Origin of the sequence: Plasticicumulans sp., from assembly GCF_035331805.1 — a bacterium.
Lineage (GTDB): Bacteria > Pseudomonadota > Gammaproteobacteria > Competibacterales > Competibacteraceae > Plasticicumulans.
Genome location: NZ_DAOLKE010000018.1, coordinates 1 through 12,749, shown reverse-complemented (window position 1 = coordinate 12,749; position 12,749 = coordinate 1). Strand labels below are relative to the sequence as shown.

The 12,749-nt window shown below is 69.8% G+C and carries 10 protein-coding genes and 1 pseudogene; 6 read left to right on the top strand and 5 right to left on the bottom strand.

The window, feature by feature from the left end:
• Positions 1–77: 77 nt before the first annotated feature.
• On the top strand, positions 78–1,181 hold the full coding sequence (locus PKE44_RS02835; RefSeq protein ID WP_324548152.1) for an alpha-hydroxy acid oxidase: 1,104 nt from the start codon (positions 78–80) through the stop codon (positions 1,179–1,181).
• 10 nt (positions 1,182–1,191) lie between these two features.
• Here PKE44_RS02835 and hrpA read toward each other — a convergent pair whose 3' ends face one another.
• On the bottom strand, positions 1,192–5,310 hold the full coding sequence (gene hrpA / locus PKE44_RS02830) for an ATP-dependent RNA helicase HrpA (protein WP_324548151.1): 4,119 nt from the start codon (positions 5,308–5,310) through the stop codon (positions 1,192–1,194).
• Positions 5,311–5,574: 264 nt separating this feature from the next.
• Between hrpA and PKE44_RS02825 the strand changes: the two genes are divergently transcribed.
• The 3 genes from PKE44_RS02825 to typA all read left to right on the top strand — a co-directional run bounded on the left by PKE44_RS02825 (position 5,575) and on the right by typA (position 8,017).
• On the top strand, positions 5,575–5,778 hold the full coding sequence (locus PKE44_RS02825) for a cold-shock protein (protein ID WP_324548160.1): 204 nt from the start codon (positions 5,575–5,577) through the stop codon (positions 5,776–5,778).
• Between the two features lie 14 nt (positions 5,779–5,792).
• A complete protein-coding gene (locus PKE44_RS02820; protein ID WP_324548149.1) occupies positions 5,793–5,999 on the top strand; it encodes a cold-shock protein in 207 nt (68 codons plus the stop codon).
• Between the two features lie 197 nt (positions 6,000–6,196).
• Positions 6,197–8,017 carry a translational GTPase TypA gene (gene typA / locus PKE44_RS02815; RefSeq protein ID WP_324548148.1) on the top strand — a complete coding sequence of 607 codons (1,821 nt, stop codon included), beginning with the start codon at positions 6,197–6,199 and terminating at the stop codon, positions 8,015–8,017.
• A gap of 30 nt (positions 8,018–8,047) precedes the next feature.
• Here typA and PKE44_RS02810 read toward each other — a convergent pair whose 3' ends face one another.
• Complete coding sequence (locus tag PKE44_RS02810; protein WP_324548147.1) at positions 8,048–8,653, bottom strand: NUDIX domain-containing protein; 606 nt, start codon at positions 8,651–8,653, stop codon at positions 8,048–8,050.
• Here PKE44_RS02810 and PKE44_RS02805 point away from each other — a divergent pair.
• Entirely contained in the window at positions 8,652–9,131 is a 480-nt protein-coding gene (locus tag PKE44_RS02805; protein ID WP_324548146.1) for a DUF192 domain-containing protein, read from the top strand. The two genes, PKE44_RS02810 and PKE44_RS02805, sit on opposite strands and share 2 nt — an antisense overlap.
• Positions 9,132–9,136: 5 nt before the next feature.
• Here the strand turns inward: PKE44_RS02805 and mazG are convergent, their stop codons facing one another.
• Positions 9,137–9,955, bottom strand: a complete 819-nt coding sequence (mazG, locus tag PKE44_RS02800) for a nucleoside triphosphate pyrophosphohydrolase (RefSeq protein ID WP_324548145.1) — start codon at positions 9,953–9,955, stop codon at positions 9,137–9,139.
• Between the two features lie 60 nt (positions 9,956–10,015).
• Between mazG and PKE44_RS02795 the strand changes: the two genes are divergently transcribed.
• Positions 10,016–10,168, top strand: a complete 153-nt coding sequence (locus PKE44_RS02795) for a hypothetical protein (protein ID WP_324548144.1) — start codon at positions 10,016–10,018, stop codon at positions 10,166–10,168.
• Between the two features lie 8 nt (positions 10,169–10,176).
• Here the strand turns inward: PKE44_RS02795 and PKE44_RS02790 are convergent, their stop codons facing one another.
• Together PKE44_RS02790 and PKE44_RS02785 are read right to left on the bottom strand one after the other, a co-directional pair.
• Positions 10,177–12,426: a YgiQ family radical SAM protein gene (locus PKE44_RS02790; protein ID WP_324548143.1), complete on the bottom strand. Its 2,250-nt coding sequence runs from the start codon at positions 12,424–12,426 to the stop codon at positions 10,177–10,179.
• Between the two features lie 79 nt (positions 12,427–12,505).
• Positions 12,506–12,749 (bottom strand): annotated as a pseudogene (locus tag PKE44_RS02785) (regulator); the annotation flags it as partial.

The window sequence follows — 12,749 nt, the reverse complement described above, 5'->3', positions numbered from 1 at the left end:
GCGTGCCCGGCAGGCGACAGATGCGACTCATTCCCGATTAGAATGCGTTTTCATCTGCCTGCCGCCGAGCCCCGCCGATGTCCCGCCCGCCGCTGCTGACCCGCATCCCCGACGCCATCGCCGCCGTCCCCGACTACGCCACATACGCCCGCGAACGGCTCGATCCGGCGATCTGGGCCTATCTCGACGGCGCAGCCGGGGACGAACTCAGTGCGCGCTGGAACCGCGAGGCCTGGGAGCGGCTGCGGCTGCACGGACGCGTGCTCGCCGACGTGGCCGGCGGCGACACGGCGCTGACGCTGTTCGGCAGCCGGCTCGAACATCCGGTGCTGCTGGCACCGGTCGCCTACCAGCGGCTCGCGCACCCGGACGGCGAACTGGCCGCGGCGCGCGCCGCGGCAGCACTCGGGGCCGGCTTCGTGCTGAGCACGCTCGCGAGCGTCGAGCTCGAAGCGGTCGCGGCGCTGCCCGATGCGCCGCCGCTGTGGTTCCAGCTCTACTGCCAGCCCGAACGCGCGGCGAGTGTTGAACTCGTGCAGCGCGCCGAGGCCGCCGGTTATTCGGCGCTGGTGGTCACCGTCGATGCGCCGCTCGCCGGCATCCGCAACCGCGAACGCCGCGCCGGCTTCCGGCTGCCGCCCGGGGTCAGCGCCGCCAACCTGCGCCACGGCCAGACGCCATTCGCGCCCGGCAGCGCGCAGGCCAGCCTCGTGTTCGACGGCATCATGCGCACGGCACCGACCTGGCGCGAACTCGACTGGCTGCTCGACCAGACCCGCCTGCCGGTGATCCTCAAAGGCATCGTCAGCCCCGAAGATGCCGCGCTCGCGATCGAACGCGGCGTCGCCGGCCTGATCGTCTCGAACCACGGCGGGCGCGTGCTCGATACCTTGCCGGCCAGCGCCGAGGCGCTGCCGGTGATTGCCGAGCGCGTCGCCGGGCGCGTGCCGATCCTCGTCGACGGCGGCATCCGCCGCGGTACCGACGTGCTGAAGGCGCTCGCGCTCGGCGCCAGCGCCGTGCTGATCGGCCGCCCCTATCTGCACGGCCTCGCCGCCGCCGGTGCGCTCGGCGTCGCGCACGTGCTGAAGATGCTGCGCGAGGAACTCGAAGTGGCGATGGCGCTGACCGGCTGCGCGCGGCTCGCCGACATCGGCCCGGGCGTGCTGTGGCGGCCGTGAGCGGCGGGGCTCAGACGCGGACCTTCGCGCCCTGCTCCTCGATGCGCTTCACCGACACCGGAAACAGCGTCTTCAGCTCCTGCGCGAACAGCGACACGCGCAGTTCCTCCAGCATCCAGCGGTAGCGTTCGAGCTCCGGGTCGTCGGCACCGCGGCGCGCGAGCTGGGCGCGCCGCTGCAGATACCAGCGCCACAGCCGCTGCACCTCGGCGCTGCGCTGGCGGTCCTGCTCCAGCCGGCCGCCGAGACGCTCGACGCGCAGCTCCAGCGCCTTCAGGTATACCGGCAGCCGGCGCAGCCATTCGGGCGGCGTCGCGCTGACGAAGCCGGGGTAGACCAGCGCGTCGAGCTGCTCGTGCATGTCCTTCGCCGCTTCCATCCACGCGAGCGGCACCTGGCCGCTGATGCGCCGGCGCACGGCGTGGAAGCTCGCGAGCGCCTGCCCGACCTGCGCGCAGACCTCGTTCGCGCAGCCGACGAACTGCGCCCGGCCGCGCTCCAGCATGGCCTCGAAGCCCGCCCGATCGCGCGGCAGCCCGCCGCCGGCAAGCGCCGGCACCAGAAAGGCGCGATCGATCGCCGCGGCGAGCAGATCGTCGCGCAGCTGTTCCTGCGTGCCGATCGCCACGTAGTGCAAACCCATCTGCGCGAGCCCCGGCAGGTTGCGGCGCAGGTACTTGACCGGCTCGCGCAGGCGCAGGCTGATCAGCCGGTGCAGGCCGTGACGGTGGGCGGCCGCCGCGCGCGCTTCGGTATCGAGCACGCGCACGGCAAGTCTCTCGCCTTCGACGACCAGCGCCGGCCAGCCCTTCAGCACGATGCCGTTGCGCACGAACTCGATGGTCTGTGCCAGCGCCCCGAAGTCCCAGTCGTGGACCTCGGCGCGCTCCAGACGCGCGACCGGATCCTCGGCCGGCATCGCCGGCTTCGGCGCCGGTGCCGGCGATGCCGGAATGACCGGTTCGCCGCGCGCGCGCAGCGGTGTCCTCGCCTTGTCGGCCGCGGCCCGGAAGGCGCTCGCCAGCGTGCCGAAGGCCTCGCGCGCCGCATCACCGAACTGCGCGCGCAGCCGGCGCAGGTCACGGCCCTCGGCGAGCACGGCGCCATCGGGCGCGACGACGCGGAAGTTCATGCCCAGATGCGCCGGTATCGCAGCCGGATCGAAGGCATCCTCCGGGAACTCGCTGGCGGTGAGCCGGCGCAGCGCCGCGACCAGCGCCGGCAGCAGCGGCGCCTCCGCATCGGCGTGCGCGTCGAGTTCGGGCAGCAGCTTTTCGACGGTATCCGGCACCGGCACCACACGCCGGCGCAGCTCCTTCGGCAATGTCTTCAGCAGCGCCGCCAGCCGCTCGGGCAGCAGCCCCGGCACCAGCCATTCGCAGCGCGCCGCCGGCACCTGGTTGAGCGCGGCGAGCGGCACGGTCAGCGTCACGCCGTCGTCGGCCGCACCCGGCTCGAAGCGGTAGGCGAGCGGAAACTCGATGCCGGCGAGCACGAGCCGATCCGGAAAACGCGCATCGGTGACCTGCTCGGCCGCGTGTGCCATCAGCGTCTCGCGGCTCAGGAACAGCAGTTGCGGATCCTCACGCCCGGCGGCCTTCAGCCACTTCAGGAAGGCCGCCCCCGACCATACCCGCTCGGGCACGCGCGCATCGTAGAAGCGGAAGATTGCCTCCTCGTCGACCAGCACGTCGCGCCGGCGCGCCTTGTCCTCGATGCGGGCGATTTCGGCGATCAGCGCGGCGTTGTGGGCGACGAACGGCGCGCGGCAGTCGAACTCGCCGTTGACCAGCGCGTGGCGGATGAACAGCTCGCGCGCGAGCGGCGGATCGATCGGCCCGTAGTTGACCTTGCGGCCGGTGACGACCGGCAGGCCGTACAGCGTCACGCGCTCGGTCGCCGCCACCTGCGCGGCGCGCTTCTCCCAGTGCGGCTCGCTGTACGCGCGCTTGATCAGGTGCGCGGCCAGCGTCTCCAGCCATTCCGGCTGGATGCGCGCGCAGGTGCGCGCCCAGACCTGCGTGGTCTCGACCAGCTCGGCAGCCATCAGCCAGCGCGGCGGCTTCTTCGTCAGGCCCGATCCCGGCCAGATGCGGAAGCGCCGGCCACGCGCGCCGAGGAACTCGCTGCCCTCCTGCTGACGCAGGCCGGTGTGGCCGAGCAGGCCGGCGAGCAGCGCGCGGTGGATAGGGACTTCGTTGGCCGGCCAGAGGGAGTCGCCGTCCTCGCGCTTCCGGTTCGGCTCGGGCGGCGGCGGGGCCGGTTCGCGTTCGTTCTGCACCGCGCCGAGCGTGGCCAGCACCTCGACCAGCTGGCCGTGCAGCTCACGCCATTCGCGCATGCGCACATAGGAAAGGAAGGAGGCCTTCGCGAGTTCACGCAGCTTGCTCTTGCTCAGGCGCCGGCCCTGCGCCTGCCACCAGTCCCAGAGCCGCAGCAGCGCGAGGAAATCGGACCGCTCGTCACGGAAGCGCCGGTGCTGCTGGTCGGCAGCCTGCTGCACTTCGAGCGGGCGCTCGCGCGGGTCCTGGATCGCCAGACCGGCCGCGATCACCAGCACCTCGGCAAGACAGCCCTCGTCGCGCGCCGCGAGGATCATGCGCCCGAGCCGCGGGTCGATCGGCAGCCTCGCCAGTTCGCGCCCGAGCGCGGTCAGCCGGTGGCGCTCGTCGACCGCCTGCAGTTCGTGCAGCAGCTTGTAGCCGTCGTGGATCAGCCGCGAATCCGGCGGCTCGACGAACGGGAATTCGGCCGGGTCCCCGAGGTTCAGCGCCGCCATCTGCAGGATCACGGCGGCGAGGTTGGTGCGCAGGATCTCCGGATCGGTGAACGCCGGGCGCGCGGCGAAATCCTCGGCCGAATACAGGCGCAGGCAGACGCCGGCCTCGACGCGCCCGCAGCGCCCGGCGCGCTGGCGGGCGCTCGCCTGCGAGATCTTCTCGACCGGCAGGCGCTGGATCTTGGCGCGATAGCTGTAGCGCGAGATGCGCGCCGTGCCCGGATCGATCACGTAGCGGATGCCGGGCACGGTCAGCGAGGTCTCGGCGACGTTGGTCGCCAGCACGATGCGCGACCGGCCGTGCGCCTCGAACACGCGGTTCTGCTCGGCGGCCGACAGCCGCGCGTACAGCGGCACGATCTCGACGCCGGGTGGATGGTGCTTGCGCAAGGCCTCGGCGGTCTCGCGGATCTCGCGTTCGCCGGACAGGAACACCAGCACGTCGCCCGGCCCCTCGGCCCAGACCTCGTCGACGGCGTCGAGGATCGCCTGCTGCAGGTCGCGATCACGCGCGTCCTCGTCCTCGCCGATCAGCGGCCGCCAGCGCTGTTCGACCGGATACGTGCGCCCGGATACCTCGATGACCGGCGCATCGTCGAAATGCCGCGCGAAGCGCTGCGGGTCGATGGTCGCCGAGGTGATGACGAGCTTCAGATCCGGCCGCCGCGGCAGCAGGCGTTTCAGGTAGCCGAGCAGGAAATCGATGTTGAGGCTGCGCTCGTGCGCCTCGTCGACGATCAGCACCTCGTAGGCCGACAGCAGCGGATCGCCCTGGGTTTCGGCGAGCAGGATGCCGTCGGTCATCAGCTTGATCGCGGCCTGCGGCCCGGTGCGATCCGAAAAACGCACCTTGTAGCCGACCGCCGCTGCCGCGCCGGCCCCGAGTTCGTCGGCGATGCGCGCGGCGACCGAGCGTGCGGCGATCCGGCGCGGCTGCGTGTGACCGATCAGCCCGGCCGCCCCGAAGCCGAGTTCGAGGCAGATCTTCGGCAGCTGCGTGGTCTTGCCCGAACCGGTCTCGCCGCAGACGACGACGACCTGGTGCGCACGGATCAGCGCCGCGATGTCTTCGCGACGCTGGTTGACCGGCAGGGCATCGTCGAAGACCGGCAGCGGCAGGCGCGCGCGACGTTCGAGCAGCCGCGCATGCGAGGCTTCCATCGCCGTGATCAGTTCGGCGAGGCCGCGCTCGTGCGCCCGGCCGTCGTCACGACGGCGTTCGAGGCGATCGAGCCGACGGCGGAAATCCTCGCGATCGACAGCGAGGCACTGCGGCAGCAGCCCGGCGAGGGCGCGAAGCGGATCGGGCACGGCGGGGGGTGGAGCAGGCGGCAAACGGCCGTGCAGCATAGCAAAACCGGCGCTTGCCACGCGCACGGCAACCTTGCGGGATGGTCATCGTCGAATCGTGAAATTGGCTTGCAGGCCTTGAGCCTTTGGCGTAGTGTCCAGCTCGGGTCCGGCCTCAAGACGCAAACGATAAGCGTCGCCGGATCGAATACCGCGCCGCCCAGGCCGCCCGTCCCGATCCATTCTCGATCTCCCATTGAAAATGCATCGTCACCCGCGACTGCCGGCGGCGCGCCAGATGGTTTTTCCGAGGTTTCGCATTCTATGAAGACTGGTACGGTTAAGTGGTTCGATGAGGCCAAGGGCTTCGGATTCATCGCTCCGTCGGACGGCACGGGCGATGTGTTCGTCCACTACTCTGCGATCGAAGGCAAGGGTTTCCGCACCCTGGCCGAAGGCCAGAAGGTGGAGTTCGAATCGAAGGAAGGACAGAAGGGTCCTCAGGCGACTTCGGTGAAGGCCGTCTGAGCGGGGAGCTGGAGATGCGCACGGGAACGATCAAGTGGTTTGACGAGGCCAAGGGTTACGGATTCATCCAGCCCGAGGACGGTACCGGCGACGTGTTCGTTCACTATTCGGTCATCGACGGCAAGGGTTTCCGTACGCTCGCCGAAGGCCAGAAGGTCGAATTCGATTCGCGTCAGGGCAACAAGGGTCCGCAGGCCACGGTGGTCAAGCCGCTCGCCTGAGCTTCCCGCAGCACAACACGAATCCTGCGAACCCCGCCTCGATGGCGGGGTTTGCTTTTTTGTTTCCACGCGCAGGCCCTCGCCGTCTTTCCGGTGCCTCCGCCGGCTGTCGCGCATCCGCTTCGCATGATGCAGCGCAGCAGCGGCCATGGCTCGGTTATACTGGCACTTTCGTCTGCCTCCACCCGGTTCCCGTCGTGATCGAGAAGCTTCGCAACATCGCCATCATCGCCCATGTCGACCATGGCAAGACCACGCTGGTCGACAAGCTCCTGCAGCAGTCCGGCACGCTCGGTGAACGCGCGCAGGCGACCGAACGCATGATGGATTCGAATGATCTCGAAAAGGAACGCGGCATCACGATCCTGGCCAAGAACACCGCGATCCGCTGGAACGACTACCGCATCAACATCGTCGACACCCCCGGCCACGCCGACTTCGGCGGCGAGGTCGAGCGCGTGCTGTCGATGGTCGATTCGGTGCTGCTGCTCGTCGATGCCGTCGACGGCCCGATGCCGCAGACGCGCTTCGTGACGCAGAAGGCGTTCGCGATGGGCTTCCGGCCGATCGTCGTCATCAACAAGATCGACCGCCCCGGCGCACGCCCGGGCTGGGTGCTCGACCAGACCTTCGATCTCTTCGACCGGCTCGGCGCCACCGACGAGCAGCTCGACTTCCCGGTCATCTACGCCTCGGCGCTGAACGGCTACGCGAGCCTCGACCCCGAGTGCCGCGACGGCGACATGACAGCGCTGTTCGAGGCCATCATCGAACACGTGTCGCCACCGGCCGTCGACCTCGAAGGCCCGTTCCAGATGCAGGTGTCCTCGCTCGACTACAACAGCTACGTCGGCGTCATCGGCATCGGCCGCATCAAGCGCGGCAGCGTGCGCACCAACACCGCCGTCACCGTCGTCGATGCCGAAGGCAACCGCCGTCAGGGCCGCGTGCTGCAGATCCTCGGCTTCCACGGGCTGGAGCGCGTCGAGTTCCCGGAGGCTTCGGCCGGCGACATCATCGCCTTCACCGGCATGGAGAAGCTCAACATCTCCGACACGCTGTGCGATCCGGCCGCGGTCGAGGCCCTGACGCCGCTGAGCGTCGACGAGCCGACCGTCAGCATGACCTTCCAGGTCAACAACTCGCCGTTCGCGGGCAAGGAAGGCAAGTTCGTGACCTCGCGCCAGATCCGCGAGCGCCTGCAGCGCGAGCTGATCCACAACGTCGCGCTGCGCGTCGAGGACACCGAGGACCCGGACAAATTCAAGGTCTCGGGCCGCGGCGAGCTGCACCTCGGCATCCTGATCGAGAACATGCGCCGCGAGGGCTACGAACTCGGCGTCTCGCGCCCCGAGGTCATCATCCGCGAGCTCGACGGCGAGAAGCAGGAGCCGTACGAGACGCTGACCGTCGATGTCGAGGAGCAGCATCAGGGCCGGATGATGGAGAAGCTCGGCGAGCGCGGCGGCGAGCTGCGCGACATGGTGCCGGACGGCAAGGGGCGCGTGCGCCTCGACTACCTGATCCCGGCGCGCGGCCTGATCGGCTTCCAGACCGAATTCCTGACCACGACCAGCGGCACCGGCCTGATGTACCACGTGTTCGATCACTACGGACCGTACAAGCGCGGCGAGTTCGGCGCGCGCATCAACGGCGTGCTGATCGCCAATGCCGCCGGCAAGGCGCTCGCCTACGCGCTCTTCAACCTGCAGGAGCGCGGGCGCCTGTTCATCGGCCACGGCGAGGAGGTCTACGAGGGGATGATCATCGGCATCCACTCGCGCGACAACGACCTGGTCGTCAATCCGCTGAAGGCCAAGCAGCTCACCAACATCCGCGCGGCCGGCTCGGACGAGAACATCATCCTGACGCCGCCGATCCGCATGACGCTCGAACAGGCGCTCGAATTCATCGACGACGACGAGCTGGTCGAGGTCACGCCGAAGACCATCCGCATCCGCAAGAAGCTGCTCGACGAGAACGCCCGCAAGCGCGCCTCGCGCAAGAGCGAGGAATGAGACCCGGCGCCTGACACGGCCCGCCGGCGCTCAGCCGCCGGCCGGCAGCCACTCGGCGACGAGCCGCTCGCGGTTCAGCGCCAGCCACTGCAGCGCGATGATCACGGCGGCCGAATTGAGCCGTCCGCCGATCATCGCCATTGCCTCGGCACGCGGCACGACGAACACGCGGATGTCCTCGTGCTCGTGCGCAAGACCGTGGATGCCGCCGACGCCGTGGCTGTCGACGCAGCCGACGTACAGCGCCGTGCTCTCCGAAGTGCCGCCGGGGCTGCAGAGGTATTCGCAGACGAAGGCCAGCGCCTCGACCGTGCAGCCGGCCTCCTCGACCGCCTCGCGCCGGGCGACCTCCTCGCGCGTCTCGCCGGGGCCGGTGATGCCGGCGACGATCTCGTACAGCCACGGCGAATACGGCCGGCCGAGCGCACCGACGCGGAACTGCTCGACCAGCACGACGGCGTCGCGGCGCGGATCCCACAGCAGCACGGCGACCGCATCGCCGCGCTCGAAGCACAGCCGGCTGATCTCGTCGCTCCAGCCGCCGGCGAAGCGCTCGTGCTGCAGCCGGTATTCGGACAGCGTGAAGAAGCCCTGATAGGCGATGGCCCGATCGATGATCCGGTACCGGTATTCCATGCCCTGCCCTCCCCGACCCGGCAACAGCGCCGCAGCGGCGATCATACGCGCCTGCCTCGCGCTCGCCGTGCCGTGGCTCGCCGCTGCGCCGGCAACGGCCGGGCAGACGACGCAGGTCACGGTCGGAGCCGGACGCTTCCGGGTCGAGATCGCCGAAACCGAGGCCGAGCGCGAGCGCGGGCTGATGTATCGCGCTGCGCTGCCGGCCGGCAGCGGCATGCTGTTCGTGCAGCCGCGGGCGCTGCCGGTGAGCTTCTGGATGAAGAACACGCACGTCGCGCTCGACATCCTGTGGTTCGATGCGCAGGGCCGGCTCGTGAAGATCAGTGCGCGCGTGCCACCATGCACGGCCGACCCGTGCCCGCTGTACCCGAGTGGCGGACCGGTGGCCTGGGTGCTGGAGATCGCGGCCGGCGAGGCGGCGCGTCAGCGCATCCGGATCGGCGACCGGCTGAAGGTCGAAGCCGCGAAGGACTGAAGCCTTCAGCGCGTGGTCGATGGCTCCGGGGCTTCACCGCGTTCGAGTGCCTTGGCCTCGTTCCAGTAGCCGTCCATCTCGGCGAGCGTCGCGTCGGCCGGGGTGCGCGCGGTTTCGGCGAGCCGTGCCTCGATGTGGCGGAAGCGGCGTTCGAACTTGGCGTTGGTGCCGCGCAGCGCCGCCTCCGGGTCGAGATCGAGGTGACGCGCAAGGTTCGCGAGCGCGAACAGCACGTCGCCGAGTTCATCGCGAAGCCGCGCCAGCGGTGCACCGGTGTGGATCTCGGCCCGCAGTTCCCGGATTTCCTCCTCGATCTTGTCGAGCACGGCCCCCGGCTCGTCCCAGTCGAAGCCGACGCGCGCGGCCTTTTTCGTGAGCTTGACCGCGCGGGTCAGCCCCGGCAGCGCCAGCGGCACGCCATCGAGCGCCCCGGCCGGGATTTCGCCATCGGCGGCGCGTTCCTCGCGCTTGATGCGCTCCCAGGCCTCGCCCTGCTCTTCGAGGCTCGCGTACGTGGTATCGCCGAACACGTGCGGGTGGCGGCGCACGAGTTTGTCGGACAGGGTCGCGACCACATCGGCGAAGCCGAAGCGCCCCTGCTCGCTCGCCATCTGGGCATGGAACACCACCTGCAAAAGCAGGTCTCCCAGTTCGGACTTCAGTCCGGCGAAGTCCTCCCGCTCGATCGCATCGGCGACCTCGTAGGCCTCTTCGAGGGTGTACGGCGCGATGCTCGCGAAGGTCTGCGCCACGTCCCACGGGCAGCCGCGTTCGGGATCACGCAGCAGGGACATGATTTGTAACAGCCGGGCAACGTCACTCACCTTAGTATCCGCCGAAAATTTCCAGATTGCGGACGCGCCCGTCCGCGGAGACTTCCAACCATGATCCGATTCCGCCCCGATACCAAGCAGCTCTGTGTACTCGCCTTGGCTGCAGCCCTGGCGCTCGTATCGCTGATGGTGCCGATCGATGACGGCAAGCCCGGCCCCGGCAGCGAAGCACCGGCTGGCGAGCACCTCGCCCACGGCGGCTGAGCGCAACCTCAGCGCCGTCGATCGCCCCGCCGGGCCGCGCCTTGCGCGGCCTTTTCTTTTGCCCGTCCCCCCGCGGCCTGCGGATCCGGCGCAGGTCCGCGTGCCGGGCGGCTGCCGTCGGCGCGCGGCGGCAGGCCGGTGTGCTGGGTCAGCAGGCGCTGCGGACCGTGCTTGCGGCCGGTGCGCGCGCCCTCGCCGCCGAGACCGGTGCCGGCCGGCTGGAAGCCCGGCACCAGATGCGCCTTGCCGTTGCCGATCAGGTCGGCGCGGCCCATGCGCTTCAGGGCCTCGCGCAGCAGCGGCCAGTTGTCCGGATCGTGATAGCGCAGGAAGGCCTTGTGCAGCCGGCGCTGCTTCAGGCCCTTCGGGGATTCGACACGCTCGGCCTGGCCGGCGCGGCGCACGCCCTTCAGCGGGTTGTAACCGGAGTGATACATCGCACTCGCAAGCGCCATCGGCGTCGGCAGGAAGGCCTGTACCTGATCGGCACGGAAGCCGTTGCGCTTGAGCCAGAGCGCGAGTTCCATCATGTCCTCGTCGCGGGTGCCGGGGTGCGCGGCGATGAAGTACGGGATCAGGTACTGCTCCTTGCCGGCCGCCTTCGAGAAGCGTTCGAACATCTCCTTGAAGCGGTCGTAGCTGCCGATGCCGGGCTTCATCATCTTCGACAGCGGCCCGGCCTCGGTGTGTTCGGGCGCGATCTTCAGATAGCCGCCGACGTGGTGCGTGACGAGTTCCTGCACGTATTCGGGATCGCGCACCGCGAGGTCGTAGCGCAGGCCCGAGGCGATCAGGATCTTCTTGATGCCGGGCAGCGCGCGCGCGCGGCGGTACAGCCCGACCAGCGCCGAATGATCGGTGTTCAGGTTCGGGCAGATGTCCGGCCACACGCAGGAGAGCTTGCGGCAGCTGCGCTCGATGTCCGCCGAGCGGCAGGCCAGCCGGTACATGTTCGCGGTCGGGCCGCCGAGGTCGGAGATCACGCCGGTGAAGCCCGGCGTCTTGTCGCGGATGTCCTCGATCTCGGCGAGGATCGAGGCTTCCGAGCGCGACTGGATGATGCGGCCCTCGTGCTCGGTGATCGAGCAGAACGTACAGCCGCCGAAGCAGCCGCGCATGATGTTGACCGAGAAGCGGATCATCTCGTAGGCCGGAATGCGCGCACCGCCATAGGCCGGGTGCGGCACGCGCGCGTACGGCAGGCCGAACACCGAATCCATCTCCGGCGTGGCGAGCGGCAGCGGCGGTGGATTGATCCAGACCTCGCGCTCGCCGTGGCGCTGCACCAGCGCGCGGGCGTTGCCGGGGTTGGTTTCGAGGTGGAAGGTGCGCGAGGCATGCGCGTACAGCACCGGATCGTCGCGCACCTGTTCGTAGGACGGCAGGCGCACGACGGTGCGCTCGCGCGGATGTCTGGGCCGGCGCTCGAAGCGCACGACCTGCGCGCCGCTGGCATCCGCCGCGGGCGTGGCGCAGGCCGCGGCCGGCGGGGTTTCCTCGTAGGGATTCGGCAGCGGCTCGATGCGGCCCGGCGTGTCGAGCTGGCTTGAATCGAGCTCGGCCCAGCCCTCCGGCAGCGGCCCGGCGTGCATGAACGCGGTGCCGCGGATGTCGCGCATCGTGCGGATCGATTCGCCGGCGGCGGCACGGTGCGCGATCTCGACGATCGCGCGCTCGGCATTGCCGTAGACCAGCAGATCGGCCTTGGCGTCGAGCAGCACCGAGCGGCGCACCTTGTCGGACCAGTAATCGTAGTGCGCGATGCGCCGCAGGCTCGCCTCGATGCCGCCGATCACGACCGGCACTTCGGCGAAGGCCTCGCGGCAGCGCTGTGCGTAGACGATCACGGCGCGATCCGGCCGTCTGCCGCCCTCGTCGTTCGGCGTGTAGGCATCGTTCGAGCGGATGCGCCGGTCCGAGGTGTAGCGGTTGACCATCGAATCCATGTTGCCGGCGGCCACGCCGAAGAACAGGTTCGGCCGCCCGAGCGCGCGGAAGGCCTCGGCCGAGGTCCAGTCCGGCTGCGCGATGATGCCGACCCGGAAGCCCTGAGCTTCCAGCACGCGCCCGATCACCGCCATGCCGAAGCTCGGGTGATCGACGTAGGCGTCGCCGGTGACGATGATGATGTCGCAGCTGTCCCAGCCGAGCGCCGTCATCTCCGCGCGCGACATCGGCAGGAAGGGCGCCGGTCCGAAGCGGTGCGCCCAGAACTTCCGGTACGAGAACAGCTTGCGCGGCGAGGCGGGTGCGGTCATGGCGAACGGCTAAACCGAGTGCGGAAATCGGGAATGATACTGAAAGCCGCCCGCGGCTGTCCCGCAAATCCCTGTTCTGTCAGCCGCCGAAGCACGCCGCCGCTGGCTGCCGGCGCCAGAACTTCCACAGATCGCCGGCGCGCACGCTCCAGCGCTGCGCGCCGGTATCGAGCGTGAGGCGGGCGATCTCCCGGCGCGCCAGCGCCTGCGCAAGCGGCGCGAACCAGGCCGCTTCCAGCGCCTCCACGCCCGCCTGCCAGCCGCCGGCGTCCTGTTCGCCCTCGCAGTGGCGCAGCGCATCGAGCAGCACGACCGCCGACTCG